Raw genomic sequence first — 19,232 nt, 5'->3', positions numbered from 1 at the left:
ACAGTCACCTCCGGCAACTATTTTTCTCACCTCGACGATATATTAGATGAACAATGTTTCGCCGTGCCCTCTCACTCGTTCTTCTCGTTGCCGTCGTGGTGGCAGGAATCCCCGTCCAACCGGTCGCCGCGCAGGCGTCAGTCTCGATTACTCAGGTGACGGTCAATCCCGACCAACCGTCCCCGAACGAGCGGTTCACCATCACAGCAACGGTGCAGAACGCACAGGGGAGCGCCGAGGACTTCGAGGTGACCGACGTGTACGTCAGGCGGGCCGGCACTTCGACCGACCTCGCGCGAGCAGAGGACCTCGGAACCATCCCCGTCGGCAGTTCGCTGGATACACCGGTGACCGTTCGGTTGGAGAACGCCGGAACGTACGACCTTCGGTTAACCGTCGTCGGTCGAACGAACAGTGGGACCCAGCGACTCGAATACCCGCTCATCGTCCGGGTTCGTGAGGGCGGCCCACAGGTCGCCGTCGAGACGACCGACAGCGTCGTCGGCACCGAATCGCCGGTTCGCGTCACCGTCTCGAACGGCGAGGACCAGCCGATTCGCAACCTCCGTCTCTCACTCGAAGCGTCGCCGGGCGACGTGCGAAACGATACTCGCGTCCTGCCGACGCTCGCCGCCGGACAGGCACAGACGTTCGAGTTCGCCACCACGCCCGGCACGACCGAGAGCGACGTGACCGCGACGCTCCAGTACACGACGGTTGACGGCATCGGCGGGACCGTCGTCGTCACCGAGCCCTTGAACGCCGAACCCCTCCGCGAGTCGGTTCGACTCGACGCCCGCGTCGGGTCGGGGGCGCGCCCGGCGGTGATTACGGAGGTGACGAACCTCGGGAACGCGCCGCTCGAAGACCTCGTGATTCGGCTCTCCGACGGCGACCGAACCATCGTCGAACGACCCGTCAACGCGGTCCCGGCGGAGTCGTCGCGGACGTTCCAACTGAACGTCTCATCGCTCGACCGCGCGACCCTCGACGTGACCGCGACCTACCGGACCGGCGGGCAACCGGGCGAAGCACAGACGACGCTCGACTACGCCGCCTCGCCCGGCCGGATTCAACTCACCGGCATCGACGTCGAACGCGAAGACGACCGAATCCACATCTCCGGGAGCGCCAGCAACGTCGGCCTGAACGACGTGCAGGGCGTGGTCGTCCGCGTCGTCCCCACCGAGGGCGTCGAACCCGCCCGCCCCTACGAGGAGTACTTCGTGGGAACCGTCCCCGCCAGCGACTTCGTCTCGTTCGACCTCTACGCGAGAGCCGATTCGGGCGTCACGTCCGTCCCCGTCGAAGTGACGTATCTCACCGACGGCGGCGAGCGAACCATGCAGGCGGAAGTCGATGTCACCGGGTTCACTGACGAGCAACCAGAGCCATCCGGGGGTGGACTCGGTGGTCTTGGTTCGATACTCATCGTCGGCGGTGGCATCGTCGCCCTCCTCGTCGTGGTCGGCGTGGGTATCTTCGCGTACCGACGGCGCTAACCACCGATGACGAACCTTATCGAACTTCAGCACGTCTGGAAGCGGTACGATACCGGCGGCGAAATCGTCGAGGCGCTGAAAGACGTGGACTTCCGCGCCGACCCCGGCGAGTTCGTCGCCGTCATGGGCCCCTCCGGGAGCGGCAAGTCCACCATGCTCAACGTTCTCGGCCTGTTGGATACGCCCTCCGAGGGGAGGGTCTTGCTCGAAGGCAGCGACGTGACCGACCTCTCGGACCAGGAGATGACGGTCCAACGAAAGCAGTTCATCGGCTTCATCTTCCAGAGCTTCCACCTCATTCCGACGCTCACGGCGCTCGAAAACGTCGAAGTGCCGACGCTCTTCGGAAACGACCCCGCGGCCCGTGACAGAGCGGAGACCCTGCTCGAACGCGTCGGTCTCGGTGACAGACTCGACCACCGCCCGGACCAACTCTCGGGCGGGCAGAAACAGCGCGTCGCCATCGCTCGCTCGCTCATCAACAACCCGCGTATCCTGCTCGCGGACGAACCGACCGGGAACCTCGACCGCAAGACGGGTCGAAGCGTCCTCGACCTGTTCGACGAGATTCGACTGGAGGACGACGTGGCGGTCATCGCCGTCACCCACGACCCGCAACTCGCGGAGTTCGCCGACCGGACGGTGAACATCATCGACGGGAGGATACAGTGAGCATCCTCGACGACCTCTCGCGGCGCGTCCCGGCCATCCTCATGGCCCGACGCAACCTCTCGCGGAACCGCATCCGCTCGGGACTCGCCGTCCTCGGCATCATCATCGGCGTCCTCGCCATCGCCTCGCTCGGCATGTTCGGGACGACGCTTCGGACCGGCGCGAGCGAGCAACTGGGCGACATCGGCAACGAAGTGAGTATCTCGCCGAACCTGCAGGAGGGCGTCGAAGAACTCACCGAACGCGACGTTGACGAGATACGCCGCGTCGTCGAGGACGGGACGGTCGTTCCCGTCCGTCGGGGTTCGGGGGTGGTCGCCCGCGGGCAGCAACAGACGGTCGTGACCATCTTGGGGATGGAGAACCCCGGCGCGATATACACCGCCAGCGACGGCCGCATCCCCGACCGCCTGCGACAGGGCGCGCTCGTCGGGTCGGCGGTCGCCGAGACCCTCGATGTCGAACCCGGGAACACCATCGAAGTCCGGGGCCGAACCTACCGCATCGCCGCCGTCCTCGAACAGGAACAGGGTATCTCGCTCGTGAGTCCCAACAACGCCGTCGTCGTCCCAATCGACGACGTGAACGGCTCTGGCTACTCGGAAGTCGTCATCAGCGCCGAGTCCGGACAGGCCGCCAACGCGTCGGCGATGGCCGTCCGCGACGCCCTCAACGAGCGCGAAGAGCGAGTGACGGTGTTCGAACTGCAAGCCATCACCGAGGGAATCAACCAGTTCTTCGCCATCCTCAACACCTTCCTCATCGGCATCGGCTCGATTTCGCTCGTCGTCGCGGGCGTGAGCATCCTCAACGTCATGCTCATGAGCACCATCGAGCGCCGGCAGGAAATCGGCGTCCTCCGCGCCGTCGGCGTCCAGCGCGGTGACGTGATTCGCATGATTCTCGCCGAGGCGGGACTCTTGGGGGTCGCGGGCGGCGTCATCGGCGCGGTACTCTCGCTCGCGGCGGGAATGGCGCTCAACTCCTACGTCCTCAACGACGTGTTCGTGACCTTCCAGCCGATAAACCTGCTCTACATCTTCCTCGCGGTCACGTTCGGCGTGGTGACGAGTCTCCTCTCGGGACTCTATCCGGCGTGGAAAGCCGCAAACGAGCGCCCGGTCGAAGCGCTGCGAAAGTAGGGAAGGAGAGTTAGATGTAGTCGTGCTCGGCGAGGCGTTCGACGGCCTCGCGGAGTCGCTCTTCACTTGCAGCGTAGGAGATGCGCGCGTAGCCCGGCGCGTTGAACGCGCTGCCGGGGACGGTTGCGACCTTCGCGTCCTGAATCGCGCCCTCACACCACGCCTGGTCGTCGTCGTCCACGGGGAGCATCATGTAGAACGCGCCCTTCGGGACGGCAACGTCCACGTCGTGTTCGGCGAGCAGGTCAACGAGCATGTCGCGGCGCGCTTCGAACGCCTGTCGCATCTCTTCGACGGTGTCGTCGGTGCGCTCCGAGAGCGCCTCGACGCCGGCGTGCTGGACGAAGTTGACGGCACAGGAGACCGAGTGCGAGTGAAGCTTGCCTGCCTGCCCGATAAAGTCGGAAGGCGCGTGGAGGTAACCGAGTCGCCATCCGGTCATCGAGAAGGCCTTCGAGAAGCCGTTGATGGTGATGGTTCGGTCCGACATGCCGTCGAGCGACCCGAGCGAGGTGTGCTCGAAGCCGTCGTAGGTGATGCGCTCGTAGATTTCGTCCGAGATGACGGCGAAGTCGTGTTCGACCGCGAGGTCGCGGACGCCTTCGAGCGCCGCGTCGGAGAAGACGCCGCCCGTCGGGTTCGACGGCGTGTTGACGACGAGCAGTTTCGTCTCGTCGGAGACCGTCTCGGCGAGTTCGTCGAGCGCGGGTTCGAGTTTGAAGTCGTGTTCGGCGAGGCTGAGACGCTTCAGCGACCCCCCGGCGAGTTTGACCATCGCTTCGTAGGAGACCCACGCGGGGTCGAGGAGGACGACTTCGTCGCCGTCGCCGATGAGCGTCTGAATCGTCTCGTAGAGCGCTTGCTTGCCGCCGGGCGTGACGATAATCTCGTCGGCCTCTGCATCGACGCCGTTGCCGCGGAGTTTGGCCGCGATAGCTTCCTTCAGTTCCGGAATCCCGTTCGAGGAGGTGTAGCTGGTGTGGCCAGCGTCGAGGGCGTCTTTCGCCTCTTGTACGATGTTCTCCGGCGTCGGGAAGTCGGGTGCCCCCACCGAGAGGTCTACCACGTCTTCGCCCTGCGCTTCCAGTTCGCTTGCGAGGTTCGAGATGGCGAGCGTCGCGCTCGGTTCGACGCGGCCAACTCGGTCGCTAAAGTCGAAGTTCATGCCAACGCCTCCACCAACTCGGTCGCTGCGTAAACCGCTTCCGCACCTTTGTTGATGCGCTCGCGTGCTTCGGCACCGCTCATTCCGGGGCCGGAGACGCCGAAAGCGACGGGTTTGTCGCGGTCGAGCGAGATTTCGGTGAGCGACTTCGCCGTCGAATCGGCGATGACGCGGTCGTGTTCGGTGTCGCCGGTGACGATTGCGCCGACGACCGCGACGGCGTCGATGTCGTCGCGGCGGGCGAGTCGGTCGGCGGCGAGCGGCGAGTCGTACGCGCCCGGGACGTGAATCGTCTCGACCACGTCCGCGTCGCGTTCGCTGGCGGCGTCGCGGGCCGCCGCTTCCATCTGGTCGGTGACCGACGAGTTGAATCGGGCCACTACGAGTCCCAAAGAGACCATAGCCGACCCTTCCCGTGGCGGCTAAAAGAACTACCGACACCTGCCGATTTTGTCCGCTGCCGTGCGATAGGACAAATCCTCGTAGTCGTAAACAAAAACGTTGTATTCACGCGGTTGGCATGATGGGTTATGCAAACCGACTCTGAGAGCGGGGTGGTGTCCCGCTCTACTGTCGTGGCATCCCTCCTCGGCGTGGCGGCGGTCGCCCTTCTCGTCCGCCTCGTTGACCTCGGCGGCCGCATCTTTCACTGGGACGAAGGCCGCGTAGGCTACTGGATTCTCCGCTACCACGAGACTGGCGAGTTCACGTATCGCCCGATAATTCACGGGCCATTCCTCCCCGTGGTCAACGACTACGTCTTCGCGGTTCTTCCGGCGACCGACTTCACCGCTCGAATCCCCGTCGCGGTCGTCGGCGCGTTGCTCCCGCTCTCGGTGTGGCTCTTTCGTGAGCACCTCCGCCGCGACGAACTGGTTGCGCTCGCCCTCTTCCTCGCGTTCAACCCGCTGCTCGTCTACTACTCCCGGTTCATGCGCAACGACGTGCTCGTCGCCACGTTCTCGTTTATCGCACTCGGGTTCGTCGTCCGCGCCTACGACACCGGACGACTCGGCTACCTGATTCCCGCCGGCATCTCCTTTGCGACCGGCGCGGCGGCGAAAGAGAACTACGTCGTCTATCTCGCGTGCTTCCTCGGGGCCGGGGCGCTCGTCTTGGACCACAGGCTGCTCGCCCGTACCTCGGCCGGCGAATCCGCCCGCGACATCGTCTTCTCGGAGTGGCCGCGTACGCTCGCCGACAAGGTTCGAAACTACGGTGCCGGGAGTCTCTCGGCGGGCGGCGTCAGGCTGTTCGTGGGCGTCCTCGGCGGTCTCGCGGCGTTCTTCGTCGTCTTCGTGTTCTTCTACGCGCCGCGGCCGGACCTCTGGAACGCGCTCGGCAACCCCTCGCAACTCCCCGCAGTCATCGATGCCGGGTCGGCGGGGGCGTTCTCCGAGATGGTCGATAGCTGGATCGGCGGCTCCCACCAGTCGCACGACTACCTCCCGTACCTCGAAGACTTCCTCGAGACGTTCGTCTACGGCGCGCCGGTGCTCATCGCCTTCGCCATCCTCGGCATCGTCGTGGACCGGTACGGCGTCGTCGCCGGAAGACTCCGCTGGCTGGTGACCTTTGCAACTTACTGGGGCGTCGTGAGCATCTTCGGCTACCCGATTGCGACCGACATTCAGGCACCGTGGGTCGTCGTCCACGCCGTCGTCCCGTTGGCGATTCCGGCCGCCGTCGGTGCCGCGTACGTCTTCCGGTCGGGGTGGGCCGCCTTCGACACCAAAGACACCGTCGGACTGGGTCTCGCGGCTATCGTCTTACTCGCCTCTGTCGGTGGTGTCGTGGCCGCCAACGCCGACTACTGGAACGCCTCGACCGAAGAAGACAAAGAGGTGCTCCAGTGGGCACAGCCAGCGAACGACCTCCAGACGACGCTCGAAGACATCGACCGCATCGCCCAGACGAACGACGGCACCGACGTGATTCTCTACGGCACTCACCCGCCGAACAGCGACGAGACGCACTTCTACGTCGCCAACGAGTCGAACCCGCTCGGCGGCCCGTCGTGGCACAGTCGCCTCCCGCTTCCGTGGTACTTCGAGCGGATGGGTGCCGAACAGATTAGCACCCCCCCGGACACCGAACCCGCCGCCGTCTCCGTTCGCGGCGCACCGGTCGTCGTCGCCTACGAGTGGGACCGCGACGAACTCGAAGCCGAACTCGACGGCTACGTCGTCCGCGAACACGCGTTCAAACTCTGGAGCGAGGACATCGTCGTGTTCATCGACGAAGACGCACTCGACGCGGCGAACGAGACGGCCGTCTGAGGCCGCGTCGGGTCTTCTCGACGACTATTTTTATACACGAACTTGCCCATTCGAACACCCATTTCGGCAAGTTTTATGCACTGACGTACTGAATCCGCGTCTGTGACCGTCACCGTACCCGGACCAACGCTCGGCGTCGTCGGCGGGGGCCAACTCGGGCGGATGCTCGCCGAGGCCGCCTCGCCGCTCGGCGTCGATGTCGTCGTCCTCGACCCGACACCGAACTGTCCCGCGTCTCGCGTCGCCGACCAAATCGTCGGCGCGTTCGACGACCCCGATGCGATGGCGGAACTCGCCGCCCGCGCGGACGCGCTGACGTTCGAAATCGAACTCGCCGACCCGGACCTCCTCGACGAACTCGCCGACGAGGAGGACATCGAAGTACACCCCTCCCCCGACGCGCTTCGGACCATCGAAGACAAACTTGTACAGAAGCGCACCTTCGGGGAGGCCGGAATCCCGATTCCGCCGTTCCACCGCGTCGATGACGCCGCCGACCTGCACGCCGCGCTCGACGAGTTCGGCGCAGTCATGCTCAAAGCCCGCACTGGCGGCTACGACGGCCGCGGCAACGTTCCCGTCACCAGCCCCGACGAAGTCGAAGACGCGCTCGACTCGCTCGGCGGCCCCGCCATGGCCGAGTCGTTCGTCGAGTTCGAGCGCGAACTCTCGGTCATCGGCGTCCGCGGCACCGACGACATTCGGACCTTCCCCGTCGGCGAGAACGTCCACGAAGACGAGATTCTTTACGAGACAATCGTTCCCGCACGCACGAACGACGAAGTCACCGACGAGGCCGACCGGGTCGCGCGCGAAGTACTCTCGCACCTCCCCGGCCGCGGCGTCTTCGGCATCGAACTGTTCGAGACGAGCGACGGCGACGTGCTCGTCAACGAAGTCGCACCGCGGCCGCACAACTCGGGCCACTGGACCATCGAGGGCGCGCTCTCCTCGCAGTTCGAACAGCACATTCGGGCCGTCCTCGGGTGGCCGCTCGGTGCGACCGACCGCCGCTCGCCGACCGTGATGGCGAACATCTTGGGCACCGTTGGTTCAGCGCGCGAAAGCAAACTGGGCGGTCTCGACGCGCCGCTCTCTGAATCTGGCGTCTCGCTCCACTGGTACGGCAAAGACGAGGTTCGCCCGCTTCGGAAGATGGGCCACCTCACCGCCGTCGGGAACTCGGACGCCGACGTCGAGTCGCTCCTCGAACGTGCACGCACCCTCCGCGACGGAGTCGAATTCCTATGACCTCAGAACAGGACCTCATCGACGAACTGTACGCACAGGCGGCCGACGACCGCGACCCAGAGACGACGCCCGACGTGGGCATCATCATGGGGTCGGACTCCGACCTCGACGTGATGTCCGGCGCGCACGAGGCGCTCGACACGCTCGGGTTCGGCGAGCAGACCGACTACGAAAAAGCGCCGCACGAGCGCTTTACCTACGAGACGTACGTCGTCTCTGCGCACCGGACGCCGGACCTCATGTACGCCTACGGCGATACGGCGGCAGACCGTGGCATCGACGTCATCATCGCGGGCGCGGGCGGGAAGTCCGCAGACCTGCCGAACATGACCGCCTCGATTGCCTACCCGATTCCCGTCGTTGGGGTTCCGGTTCAGGAGAAATCGGTCGATTCGGTCATCGGCATGCCGACCGGCGCACCCATCGTCGCCGTCGATGCCGGAAAGTCGTTCAACGCGGCGCTTTCGGCGGTACAGACGCTCTCGCGGGCGTACCCAGAACTCCAGGACCGACTCGTCGAGTACCACGAGAATCTCGTCGCCGACGTGGCCGAAACGTCGTCTCGACTACACAATCTCGGCGTGGAAAAATTCCGCGAGACGAGCCAGTAATTTCGACCTGTTTTCGCCGAAATGCCCCCGGCGCACGGTTCGGGGCTTCTCTGTGCGTATTTGGGGGATAGACGGCTTCTCGCCCCCGAAAGACACAAATCAATGCTTATAGGGGAGCGCTTCTAACCGCCGCACGTCAGGGAGACTACGGCATGAGTGAATGGATTGCAATCGGTGCGATGGGTCTCGTCGCTGTCGGCATCCCCGTTGGGATGATGTTGGCATCGGCGCTCCTGCGCCCAAGCGTACCGGAACAAGGAAAGAGCGCCACCTACGAGAGTGGTGAGGTGCCGACCGGCACGGCACGCGTCCAGTTTAACATACAATACTACATGGTCGCGTTGCTGTTCGTCGTGTTCGACATCGAGACTGTCCTCATTTTCCCGTGGACGGTCATCTACCGCTCGGCCCTCGAACAGGGCGCAAGTCTCGGGACGATTCTGACGCCGATGCTCGTTTTCATCGGTGTGCTCGTCATCGGACTTGTCTGGGCGTGGCGCAACGGCGCCGTCAAGTGGGTCAAAAGCCCGCAGGCGAGCCGTCGTAAGACAGAGAGGCAAGACGCATGAGTAGCGAACAGAAACCATTCGTCACAGACGACTCACAGGTACAGACCGCGACCCGCGACGCCCGCATGACTGGCGCGGACGACCGGTTCAACTCCAAGCTCCGGGAGGCGTTCGGCTCGTCGCCGTTCATCCTCACGAAGTTTGACAAGTTCATGAACTGGGTTCGTGGGTCTTCGATGTTCATGCTGCAGTTCGGTATCGCGTGCTGCAGCATCGAGATGATGCACACCTACGCCATCAAGCACGACCTGGACCGCTTCGCGGCAGGTGTGCCCCGCGCGTCGCCACGACAGGCTGACGTGATTATCGTTCCGGGGACCATCGTCTCGAAGTTCGCCCCCCGCATGAAGCGCGTGTACGACCAGATGCCCGAACCGAAGTTCGTCGTCGGCATGGGGTCGTGCACCATCTCGGGCGGCCCGTTCCAGGAAGGCTACAACGTCATCAAGGGCGCAGAAGAGGTCATCCCGGTGGACATCCACATCCCCGGTTGCCCGCCGCGCCCGGAGGCGCTCATCTACGGTATCGCAAAGCTCCAAGAGCGGATTGCGAACGGTGAGTCCAGCCCCGTGACGGTCAAGCCCTACGAACTGGAGCAGTTCGGCGACCTCGAACAAGACGAGATTGTCAACAAACTCGCCGACCAAATCGACCAAGACGACCTCGTGATGCGCTACAACTGGGCTGATTCACCATGAGCCTGGAACCACAAGACGCACCCGCCGAGGTCGAATCGGTCTCGCGCGGTGACGAACTCGCCACCCTCCTCGGTGACCTCGTCATCGACCGCGAAGAGCACGTGAACGCGCCGGCGTTCGTCATCCGCCCCGACCAGGTCCAAGAGACGCTGTTCAAACTCCGCGACGAAGCGGGCTTTGACCACCTCTCGTGTGTGACCGCTCAGGAGTACGAGGACCGCTACGAGTCCATCTACCACCTGACGAAGTTCGACGACCGCACCGACGAAGTGAGCGTCGTCGTTCCCACGTCGAAGGACAACCCGGTCAGCCAGACGGCAGAACCCGTCTATCGGACCGCCGACTGGCACGAGCGCGAAGCGTACGACCTCGTCGGCATCCAGTACGAGGGCCACCCCGACCACCGCCGCATCCTCCTCCCGGAGACGTGGCAGGGGCACCCTCTCGGTCTCGACTACGACCAGAACCGGCCGCAGATTGCGACCCTCCGCGAGCACGCGAACCCGCTCGCAGAGGACCACCGCGATGCCAACGACGAGAACACGATGTACGTCAACATCGGGCCGCACCACCCTGCGACCCACGGCGTGCTCCACGTGAAGACGGTCGTTGACGGTGAGCAAATCGTCGATCTCGACCCCGACATCGGCTACCTCCACCGCTGTGAAGAGCAAATCTGTCAGCAAGGGACCTACCGCTACCAGATTATGCCGTACCCCGACCGCTGGGACTACATCTCGGCGGGCCTCCTGAACGAGTGGGCCTACGCCCGCACGGCGGAGGACCTCGCGGACATCGAGGTGCCGGAGTACGCACAGATTATCCGGACGCTCGGTGCCGAACTGTGCCGCATCGCGTCGCACATGCTCGCACTCGGGACGTTCGCACTCGACGTGTACGGCGACTTCACGTCCATCTTCATGTACGCCATGCGTGACCGCGAAATCGTCCAGAACATTCTGGAGGACCTCACCGGTCAGCGCATGATGTTCAACTACTTCCGCCTCGGCGGCGTCGTCTGGGACCTTCCCGAACCCCGCGAGGAGTTCTTCGAGAAGATTCGTGACTTCATCGACGACCTGCCGGAGGTCCTCGAAGAGTATCACGACCTCATCACCTCGAACGAAATCCTGCAGGCCCGTACCATCGGGACGGGCGTCCTGCCCCCGGAAGTCGCCAAGAGCTACGGTGCGACCGGCCCGGTCGCTCGTGGCTCCGGCATCGACTACGACCTTCGCCGCGACGACCCCTACGGCTACTACGAGAACCTCGACTGGGACGTCGTCGTCGAAGACGGCTGTGACAACTTCTCGCGCCTGCTCGTGCGCATGCGAGAAGTCGAGGAGTCCGCGAAGATCATCCAGCAGTGTGTCGAACTGCTCGAAGACTGGCCGGAGGACGAACGGAACATTCAGGCGAACGTTCCGCGCACCCTCAAGCCGGACGAGGACACCGAAATCTACCGCGCCGTCGAAGGTGCGAAGGGTGAACTCGGCATCTACATCCGTGCAGACGGCACGGACAAGCCGGCACGCTTCAAGATTCGGAGTCCGTGTTTCTCCAACCTCCAGACGCTCCCCGAGATGTCTGAAGGCGAGTTCATCCCGGACATGATTGCGTCGCTCGGCAGCCTCGACATCGTGCTCGGTGAGGTGGACCGGTAATGAACCTCCAAACGGTCCTTCCGGACACCATCAGCGGTCTCCTCGGTCTCGAAGGCATCGTCGGCGACGTTGTCGGTGGTCTCATCGGCGCGTTCCTCATCGCCAACATCATGCTCATCACGACCGCACTCGCCGGTCCGTGGGCAAAACGGAAGATTACGGCCGCCTTCGGTGACCGCATTGCGGTCAACCGACTCGGACCGTTCGGTCTGCTCGTCATCATCCCGGACGCGGTTCGTCTGCTCTCGAAGGAACTCATCGTTCCCGAGGGCGTCGATCGCCCGGCATGGGACATCGCACCGATCGTCATTCCGTTTTCTGCGCTGCTTGGGTTTGCCGTCATCCCGATGGGTAACGGCATCCAACTCGCCGACCCCGAAACCGGTCTCGCGTTCGCGTTCGCGGCCGCGTCGATTGCGTCGCTCGGTCTCGTCATGACCGGCTACGCGTCGAACAACAAGTACTCGCTCATCGGCGCACTTCGTGCCGTCGCGGCAAACATCGCGTACGAAATCCCGCTCATCGTCACGGCGGCCTCGGTCGTCATCTTCACCGGGTCGCTACAGATGAGCGAAATCGTGGCCGTCCAAGCCGAACCGCTCGTGACGGTCGCCGGTGTGACGATTCCGACGTGGTTCGCGTTCGTGAACCCGTTCGCGTTCGTCCTCTTTATGATTGCCAACCTCGCGGAAGTCGGGCGTAACCCGTTCGACATCCCCGAAGCGCCGACCGAGATTGTGGCCGGATACCAGACCGAGTACTCCTCGGTCTACTTCGTGCTCATCTACCTCGGTGAGTTCATCCACATCTTCCTCGGGGGCGCAATCGCGGCGACGTTGTTCCTCGGCGGCCCGGCAGGTCCGTTCCTGCCCGGGTTCGTCTGGTTCACGATCAAAATCTGGGCGTTCTTCCTGTTCACCCAGTGGGCACGTTCCGCAGTGCCGCGTCTCCGCGTCGATCAGTTCCTCGAAATCGGTTGGAAGGGCATGCTCGTGCTGTCCTTCGCTAACCTGGTTCTCACGGCCATCATCGTGGGGGTGATTGCATGATTGGAATCCTGAAAAGCATGGCAGTGACGATGCGACACGCGCTCGACGGTGAGACCTTCACGGTCGAATACCCCGAGACTGCACCGGAAGTGAGCCCGCGATTCCGCGGTGTGCACAAGTTCAGCCAAGAGCGCTGTATCTGGTGCCGTCAGTGTGAGAACGTCTGTCCGAACGACACGATTCAAATCGTGCAGGACGACAAACGCAACGGCGAGCAGTACAACCTCCACATCGGCCAGTGTATCTACTGCCGACTGTGTGAGGAAGTCTGTCCCGTCGATGCGATTCTGCTCACGCAGAACTTCGAGTTCACCGCAGACACGAAGAACGACTTCGTCTACAACAAAGAACAGCTCAAGAACGTCCCGTGGTACAAAGACATCGACCCACTCAACTCTCGCAATCCCGACCGAAACGCGTGGATTGGCGAGGGTGAGGGCGAAGTGGACTACCAGTAAGATGCCTGTAACCACGACCGAACCGGCCGAGTCACGTCCACTCAGCGGTGCTGCGGACGTTCTCGAAATGTTCAAAGGGTTATCTCAAGGAGACACACACAATGGTTTATGAAACCATCGCGTTCGCGCTGTTCGCCCTCATTACCGTGGGCTGCAGCCTGGGCGTCGTCCTCGTGCGGGACATCTGGCATTCTGCACTCCTACTCGGGGGCGCGCTCTTGAGCGTCGCGGTGCACTACGTGATGTTGCAGGCGGAGTTCCTCGCCGCCATGCAAATCCTCGTCTACGTCGGCGGGGTGCTGATTCTCGTCACGTTCGCCGTGATGCTGACGCGTATCGAACCGGAGGTGAGTAGCACATGACCACCAAACCAGAACTAAAGCTCGGCTCGCACCTCGTGCCCGGTCTGGCGGCAGTCGGCCTGTTCGTCGTAATGGCCGCCACGTTCATCGGGGCATCGTTCCCGAACCCACAAGGGTTCGCACAGGATGCGAACATCACCGCCAGCATCGGTTATGCGATGTTCAACCTCGACTTCGGACAGGTTCCGGGCGAGAGCTTCCTCGTCGTGTTCATCGTTATCGCGGTGACGCTCGACGTGGCGCTCGACGGGGCGGTGTTCTTGGCCAAGCGCGAAGACGACCAAGGCACGATGCGGACCATCCTGACGGATGGCGGCCGCGAACTCAAGCGCACGCTGTTCGACGACGAGGAGGGTGACCGCTGATGGTGCCCCCGCAGTACTATCTGCTGCTCTCGGCGGCCGTGTTCTGTATCGGTCTGTTCGGCATCCTCACCCGACGGAACGCGCTGTTGTTCCTGATGTCGGTCGAGTTGATGCTGAACGCGGCAAACATCAATCTCGTTGCGTTCTCGCTCTACTGGGGTAATGTCACGGGCCAGACGTTCAGCCTGTTCACGATGGCGCTGGCGGCCGCGGAGGTCGCCGTTGGCATCGGCATCATCCTCGTACTCTACCGCAACTTCGACGGCGTGGACGTCACGAAGGCGACCACGATGAGGTGGTAACTCTATGGCAGGCATTCTCGACTTCGCTCCGGCCATCGTTCTCCTCCCGTTCCTCTCGTTCCTGATCGCACTCGGGGCGGGGCGGTACATGCCGAAGGGAGGCGCACTGGCAGGCATCGGCGCAACGGCAGGTTCGTTCCTGCTCTCGCTTGCGACGTTCGTCGCCGTCAGTGGTGGACAGACGTACAACCAAACGATCTACACGTGGGCGGAGGGTCTCGACGCGGTCAACCTGACGTTCGGCCTGCTCATCGACCCGCTGTCGGCGATGATGCTCGTCATCGTGACGCTCATCGCCTTCCTCGTGCACGTGTTCAGTCTCGGCTACATGAACGACGAGGGTGAAACCGGTCTGGCTCGGTACTACGCCGGTCTCGGCCTGTTCACCGCGTCCATGCTCGGGTTCGTCGTCGCCGACAACCTGCTCATGGCGTTCATGTTCTTCGAACTCGTCGGCCTGTGTTCCTACCTGCTCATCGGCTTCTGGTTCCGCCAGGACGGCCCGCCGAGTGCGGCGAAGAAGGCGTTCCTCGTCACCCGCTTCGGTGACTACTTCTTCCTCATCGGCGTCGTCGCCGTCTTTGCGACGTTCGGCACGGCGGCCTTCGCCGGTCCCGAGTCGTTCCCGGTGCTCGCAGAAGAAGCACTCGCAGGCGAACACTCGGTCAACACGTTCCTCGGCATGGACGCGCAGACGTGGTTCACCGTCGTCGGTCTCCTCGTTCTCGGAGGCGTCGTCGGCAAGTCCGCACAGTTCCCACTGCACACGTGGCTTCCGGACGCGATGGAAGGTCCGACGCCCGTCTCCGCACTCATCCACGCAGCGACGATGGTTGCGGCCGGCGTCTACCTCGTCGCCCGGATGTACGGCTTCTACGCGCTGACGCCGACGACACTCGCCATCATCGCCCTCATCGGCGGTTTCACCGCGCTGTTCGCGGCGACGATGGGTGTCGTCAAGCGCGAAATCAAGCAGGTGCTCGCGTACTCGACCATCAGCCAGTACGGCTACATGATGCTCGGTCTCGGTGCCGGTGGCTACGTCGCCGCGACGTTCCACCTCATGACGCACGCCTTCTTCAAGGCGCTTCTCTTCCTCGGTGCCGGTTCGGTCATCATCGCCATGCACCACAACGAGAACATGTGGGACATGGGCGGTCTCAAAGAGAAGATGCCCGTGACCTACTACGCGTTCCTCTCCGGGTCGCTCGCACTCGCGGGCATCGTCCCGTTCGCAGGCTTCTGGTCGAAAGACGAAGTCCTATACGAGACGCTCATCCACGGTCTCGGCGGCAGTCCGATTCTGCTCGCCGCGTACGCGATGGGTCTGCTCGCCGTCTTCTTCACCGGCTTCTACACCTTCCGGATGGTGTTCCTCACCTTCCACGGTGAACCCCGGTCCGACACCGCGCGCGACCCGCACGGCGTCGGTTGGAACGTGAAGGCTCCGCTCGCCGTCCTCGGCGTGCTCGCCGCGACGGCCGGTCTCGTCAACATGGTTCCGGTCGAGAAGCTGTTCGGCATCAAGGGAATCGACTTCCTGCACCAGTTCCTCGACGGGAGCTACGATTCGCTGAACGCACACCACTACGCCGAACTCATCCCGTACAGTTCGGGCTACATCGGCGGCGAGGCAGGTACCGTCGCAATCGGTGCCGCCGTCTCGCTCGGCCTCGCACTCGCTGGTGCTGGTCTCGCCTACGTGCTGTACAACGTCCCCGAACCCGTCGAACACACGGACAAACTCGGGAGCATCAAAACCGTACTGTACAACAACTACTACCAAGACGAGTACCAGGTCTGGATTGCGACGGGCGTCGTCCAGCCGATTTCGCGCGTCCTCGACAAGTTCGACCAGGGCGTCGTTGACGGCGTCGTCAACGGCATCTCCAGCGTCAGTCTGTTCACGGGCAGTCGCGTCAAGCGCATCCAGTCCGGTGTCGTGAGTAACTACGCGGCACTCCTGACGCTCGGCCTGACGGCACTGCTGCTTGGTCTTGGTCTCATCGGAGGATGGTTCGCATGATAATCGAAGCGCTCATCGCAGTCACGTTCCTCGCCGCGTTGGTCACCTTCGTCGTCCCGGACCGGTATGCCGGGAAGGCGGCCTTCGCGCTGAGTCTGGTTCCCGTCCTCGGGAGCCTCTTGATGTGGCAACAGTTCGACGCAACTGGGAACGCCCTCTTGGGCGGGAACATCGCGTTCGAGACAGACGTCGTCTGGCTGCAACTCGGCCAGTACGACCTCCACTGGATGGTCGGCGTAGACGGCATCAGCCTGCCGCTCATCGTCCTGACGACCATCCTCACCACGCTCGCTATCGTCAGCGCGTGGACTCCCATCTCGGAGCGCCAGTCCCAGTTCTTCGGTCTGATGCTCCTCATGGAGGCGAACCTCCTCGGCGTCTTCACGGCGCTGGACTTCTTCGTCTGGTTCGTCTTCTGGGAGGCCGTGCTCGTCCCGATGTACTTCCTCATCGGCGTCTGGGGCGGTCCTCGCCGCAAGTACGCGGCTATCAAGTTCTTCGTCTACACGAACGTCGCGTCGCTCGTGATGTTCATCGGGTTCATCTCGCTCGTGTTCGGCCTCGGCGACTCGATTACGTCGCTGCGCCTGCCCGAGATTGCCCAGGCGTTACAAGCCGGCCAACTCAGCGGCTTCGCCGGTCTCTCGGCCGGTGCGCTCGCTTCGGTCGCGTTCATCGCGATGTTCTTCGGATTCGCGGTGAAGGTCCCGGTCGCCCCGCTTCACACGTGGCTGCCGGACGCTCACGTCGAAGCACCCACGCCGGTTTCGGTCATGCTGGCTGGGGTGCTCCTGAAGATGGGTACCTACGCCCTGCTCCGGTTCAACTTCACGATGCTTCCGGAGACCGCACGCGCCTTCGCGCTGCCAATCGCACTGCTCGCAGTCGCCTCGGTCATCTACGGCGCACTGCTCGCACTGGCACAGCAGGACCTCAAGCGCATCGTCGCGTACTCCTCTGTGTCCTCGATGGGCTACGTCATCCTCGGTCTCATCGCCTACACCACCTACGGTGTCGGCGGTGCGACCTTCCAGATGGTCGCCCACGGTCTCATCTCGGGACTGATGTTCATGGCCGTCGGTGTCATCTACAACACCACGCACACGCGCATGGTCACGGACATGTCCGGTATCGCCGACCGGATGCCCGTCACGGCGGGTATCTTCGTCGCCGGTGCCTTCGGATACATGGGCCTGCCGCTCATGGCCGGATTCGCAGCGGAGTTCTTCATCTTCAAGGGCGCGTTCGAATCCACCGTCATGGAGGCGATGCCCCTCTTTACCGGTGCCGCGATGTTCGGTATCGTCATCGTCGCCGGGTATCTGCTGTTCGCAATGCAGCGTACGCTGTTCGGACCCTTCCGGTTCGACGGCGAGTACGAAATCACCGAGGCACCGTTCCACGACGTCGCACCGCTCGCGGTGCTCTTGCTGTTGACCATCGTGCTCGGTGTCTCGCCAGGCATCTTCTTCACGATGATTCAAGAAGCAGTTAACCCGATTCTCCAACTGGGAGGTGCGTTCTAGATGACGCCACTGCAAACCCTGCCTGAATGGATGGCGACGGCACCAGCTATCGTCCTCGCACTGACGGGGCTGCTGTTGCTGTTGGTCGATACCATCGACCCCGACACGTCGAACAACGGCGTTCTCGCCGGACTGGCGACGCTCGGGTCGCTGTCCGCAGGTGGTATCGCTGCGTGGTTCCTCATCTCTGGAACCGGCATGGAATCGACCGGCGGCGCAATCTCCCTCTACGGAGACGCAATCGTCGTCGATGGGGTGAGCCTGTTCTTCGCGCTCATCTTCACCAGCGTCACTGCGATGGTTACCGTCGCATCCTACGACTACCTCGCAGACCACCGCCACCAAGGCGAGTTCTACTCGCTCGTCCTGTTCGCCGCCACGGGGATGACGCTCATGGCGATGTCGAACTCGCTGGCGACGGTTTTCGTCAGCCTCGAACTCGCCTCGCTGCCGTCGTACGCGCTCGTCGCGTACCTGAAGAAGAACCGCGGCAGCGTCGAGGCGGGTCTGAAGTACTTCCTCATCGGCGCGCTCTCGTCGGCCGTCTTCGCTTTCGGTATCAGCCTCGTGTTCGCCGTCACCGGCTCGCTCGTGCTGCCCGAAGTCGCGGCCAACCTCGCCAACGCCGACCAACTCGTCGGCGTCCTCGGACTCGGCGTGCTGATGATCGCCGGCGGCTTCGCCTACAAGACCGCCTCTGTGCCGTTCCACTTCTGGGCGCCGGAGGCCTACGAAGGCGCGCCCGCCCCGGTGAGCGCGTTCCTCTCGTCGGCCTCGAAGGCCGCCGGGTTCGCCGTCGCGTTCCGCGTCTTTACCGTCGCGTTCCCGCTCGACACCGTCACCGCCCTCGGTGGCGGCAGCGTCGATTGGTCGCTCCTCTTCGCGGTACTCGCCGTCGTCACGATGACGCTCGGTAACTTCGCCGCAGCGACCCAGGAGAACGTCAAGCGCATGCTCGCGTACTCCTCGATTGGACACGCCGGCTACGCCCTCATCGGTCTCGCAGCCATCACCGTCGATGGCGGTGCCGCCAACGGCAACGTCCTCGGCGCGTCGATGGCCCACCTGCTCGTCTACGGCTTCATGAACACGGGCGCGTTCCTGTTCATCGCCATGGTCGAAAAGTGGGGTCTCGGAAAGACCTTCGAGGACTACAACGGCATCGCGGCGAAGGCACCCATCGCCGCAACCGCGATGACGGTGTTCATGTTCTCGCTCGCAGGGCTTCCGCCGTTCGGTGGCTTCGTCTCGAAGTACGCCCTGTTCTACTCGGCTATCGAGTCCGGCTTCTGGTGGCTCGCCGCCGTCGGCGCGGTCAACAGCGCACTGTCGCTGTTCTACTACAGTCGCGTCGTCAAGGCGATGTGGATCGAAGAGCCGTCCCAACCGATCGAAATCAGCAGTCAGCCGACGGGCCTGTACGTCGCTGTGGTCTTCGCCGCAGTCGGTACGGTCCTGTTGCTGCCGGGCTTCCAGCCCGTCATCGAGACGGCACAGACCGTCGCCGCCGCGCTCTTCTAACTGCGGCGCGCGATTTCCGTCTCTGACAACGCTTCATCTTTTGACCCACTCGACGAGCGGAAGCACCGTC

At 63.5% G+C, this 19,232-nt stretch carries 19 protein-coding genes; 17 read left to right on the top strand and 2 right to left on the bottom strand.

The window, feature by feature from the left end; all coding sequences use genetic code 11:
• The first annotated feature begins 53 nt into the window (after positions 1-53).
• From ACFQJC_RS11610 to ACFQJC_RS11600, 3 genes are read left to right on the top strand one after another with little or no spacing between them, the layout of a single operon-like run.
• Positions 54-1,502 carry a COG1361 family protein gene (locus ACFQJC_RS11610; RefSeq protein ID WP_390223631.1) on the top strand — a complete coding sequence of 483 codons (1,449 nt, stop codon included), beginning with the start codon at positions 54-56 and terminating at the stop codon, positions 1,500-1,502.
• 6 nt (positions 1,503-1,508) lie between these two features.
• Positions 1,509-2,174, top strand: coding sequence for an ABC transporter ATP-binding protein (locus tag ACFQJC_RS11605; RefSeq protein ID WP_390223630.1), 666 nt, complete (start codon positions 1,509-1,511; stop codon positions 2,172-2,174).
• Complete coding sequence (locus tag ACFQJC_RS11600; protein ID WP_390223628.1) at positions 2,171-3,316, top strand: ABC transporter permease; 1,146 nt, start codon at positions 2,171-2,173, stop codon at positions 3,314-3,316. The genes ACFQJC_RS11605 and ACFQJC_RS11600 overlap by 4 nt, the downstream gene beginning before the upstream one ends.
• A 10-nt stretch (positions 3,317-3,326) precedes the next feature.
• Here ACFQJC_RS11600 and ACFQJC_RS11595 read toward each other — a convergent pair whose 3' ends face one another.
• Both ACFQJC_RS11595 and ribH read right to left on the bottom strand, forming a co-directional pair.
• A complete protein-coding gene (locus ACFQJC_RS11595) occupies positions 3,327-4,481 on the bottom strand; it encodes a pyridoxal phosphate-dependent aminotransferase (protein WP_390223626.1) in 1,155 nt (384 codons plus the stop codon).
• Positions 4,478-4,882, bottom strand: a complete 405-nt coding sequence (ribH, locus tag ACFQJC_RS11590; protein WP_390223625.1) for a 6,7-dimethyl-8-ribityllumazine synthase — start codon at positions 4,880-4,882, stop codon at positions 4,478-4,480. The genes ACFQJC_RS11595 and ribH overlap by 4 nt, the downstream gene beginning before the upstream one ends.
• A gap of 129 nt (positions 4,883-5,011) precedes the next feature.
• On the opposite strand from ribH, the gene ACFQJC_RS11585 reads away from it, so the two are divergent.
• The 14 genes from ACFQJC_RS11585 to ACFQJC_RS11520 all read left to right on the top strand — a co-directional run bounded on the left by ACFQJC_RS11585 (position 5,012) and on the right by ACFQJC_RS11520 (position 19,162).
• Complete coding sequence (locus ACFQJC_RS11585; RefSeq protein ID WP_390223623.1) at positions 5,012-6,760, top strand: flippase activity-associated protein Agl23; 1,749 nt, start codon at positions 5,012-5,014, stop codon at positions 6,758-6,760.
• Between the two features lie 102 nt (positions 6,761-6,862).
• Positions 6,863-8,011, top strand: coding sequence for a 5-(carboxyamino)imidazole ribonucleotide synthase (locus ACFQJC_RS11580; RefSeq protein ID WP_390223622.1), 1,149 nt, complete (start codon positions 6,863-6,865; stop codon positions 8,009-8,011).
• Positions 8,008-8,622: a 5-(carboxyamino)imidazole ribonucleotide mutase gene (gene purE / locus ACFQJC_RS11575; protein WP_390223620.1), complete on the top strand. Its 615-nt coding sequence runs from the start codon at positions 8,008-8,010 to the stop codon at positions 8,620-8,622. Before ACFQJC_RS11580 ends, purE begins: the two co-directional genes overlap by 4 nt.
• A gap of 152 nt (positions 8,623-8,774) precedes the next feature.
• Positions 8,775-9,191, top strand: coding sequence for an NADH-quinone oxidoreductase subunit A (locus ACFQJC_RS11570; RefSeq protein WP_390223618.1), 417 nt, complete (start codon positions 8,775-8,777; stop codon positions 9,189-9,191).
• Positions 9,188-9,889 (top strand): NADH-quinone oxidoreductase subunit B, encoded by a 702-nt coding sequence (locus ACFQJC_RS11565; RefSeq protein WP_390223617.1) that lies wholly within the window; start codon positions 9,188-9,190, stop codon positions 9,887-9,889. Before ACFQJC_RS11570 ends, ACFQJC_RS11565 begins: the two co-directional genes overlap by 4 nt.
• Entirely contained in the window at positions 9,886-11,553 is a 1,668-nt protein-coding gene (locus ACFQJC_RS11560; protein WP_390223615.1) for an NADH-quinone oxidoreductase subunit D, read from the top strand. The genes ACFQJC_RS11565 and ACFQJC_RS11560 overlap by 4 nt, the downstream gene beginning before the upstream one ends.
• Complete coding sequence (locus tag ACFQJC_RS11555; protein ID WP_390223613.1) at positions 11,553-12,602, top strand: complex I subunit 1/NuoH family protein; 1,050 nt, start codon at positions 11,553-11,555, stop codon at positions 12,600-12,602. The genes ACFQJC_RS11560 and ACFQJC_RS11555 overlap by 1 nt, the downstream gene beginning before the upstream one ends.
• Complete coding sequence (locus ACFQJC_RS11550; protein ID WP_390223611.1) at positions 12,599-13,060, top strand: NuoI/complex I 23 kDa subunit family protein; 462 nt, start codon at positions 12,599-12,601, stop codon at positions 13,058-13,060. Before ACFQJC_RS11555 ends, ACFQJC_RS11550 begins: the two co-directional genes overlap by 4 nt.
• Before the next feature lie 101 nt (positions 13,061-13,161).
• On the top strand, positions 13,162-13,422 hold the full coding sequence (locus ACFQJC_RS11545) for an NADH-quinone oxidoreductase subunit J (protein ID WP_390223609.1): 261 nt from the start codon (positions 13,162-13,164) through the stop codon (positions 13,420-13,422).
• Positions 13,419-13,787, top strand: a complete 369-nt coding sequence (locus tag ACFQJC_RS11540; RefSeq protein WP_390223607.1) for a proton-conducting membrane transporter — start codon at positions 13,419-13,421, stop codon at positions 13,785-13,787. The genes ACFQJC_RS11545 and ACFQJC_RS11540 overlap by 4 nt, the downstream gene beginning before the upstream one ends.
• A complete protein-coding gene (gene nuoK / locus ACFQJC_RS11535; protein WP_390223605.1) occupies positions 13,787-14,089 on the top strand; it encodes an NADH-quinone oxidoreductase subunit NuoK in 303 nt (100 codons plus the stop codon). Before ACFQJC_RS11540 ends, nuoK begins: the two co-directional genes overlap by 1 nt.
• 4 nt (positions 14,090-14,093) lie before the next feature.
• Positions 14,094-16,115, top strand: coding sequence for an NADH-quinone oxidoreductase subunit L (gene nuoL / locus ACFQJC_RS11530; RefSeq protein WP_390223603.1), 2,022 nt, complete (start codon positions 14,094-14,096; stop codon positions 16,113-16,115).
• Positions 16,112-17,641, top strand: a complete 1,530-nt coding sequence (locus ACFQJC_RS11525) for a complex I subunit 4 family protein (RefSeq protein WP_390223601.1) — start codon at positions 16,112-16,114, stop codon at positions 17,639-17,641. The genes nuoL and ACFQJC_RS11525 overlap by 4 nt, the downstream gene beginning before the upstream one ends.
• Positions 17,642-19,162, top strand: coding sequence for an NADH-quinone oxidoreductase subunit N (locus tag ACFQJC_RS11520; protein ID WP_390223600.1), 1,521 nt, complete (start codon positions 17,642-17,644; stop codon positions 19,160-19,162). It begins immediately after the preceding gene.
• Positions 19,163-19,232: the final 70 nt, after the last annotated feature.

Origin of the sequence: Haloferax namakaokahaiae (genome assembly GCF_042663225.1) — an archaeon.
Classification (GTDB): Archaea; Halobacteriota; Halobacteria; order Halobacteriales; family Haloferacaceae; genus Haloferax; species Haloferax namakaokahaiae.
Note: the sequence above shows the minus strand (reverse complement) of the source record. Positions and strands in the feature narration are given on the sequence as shown.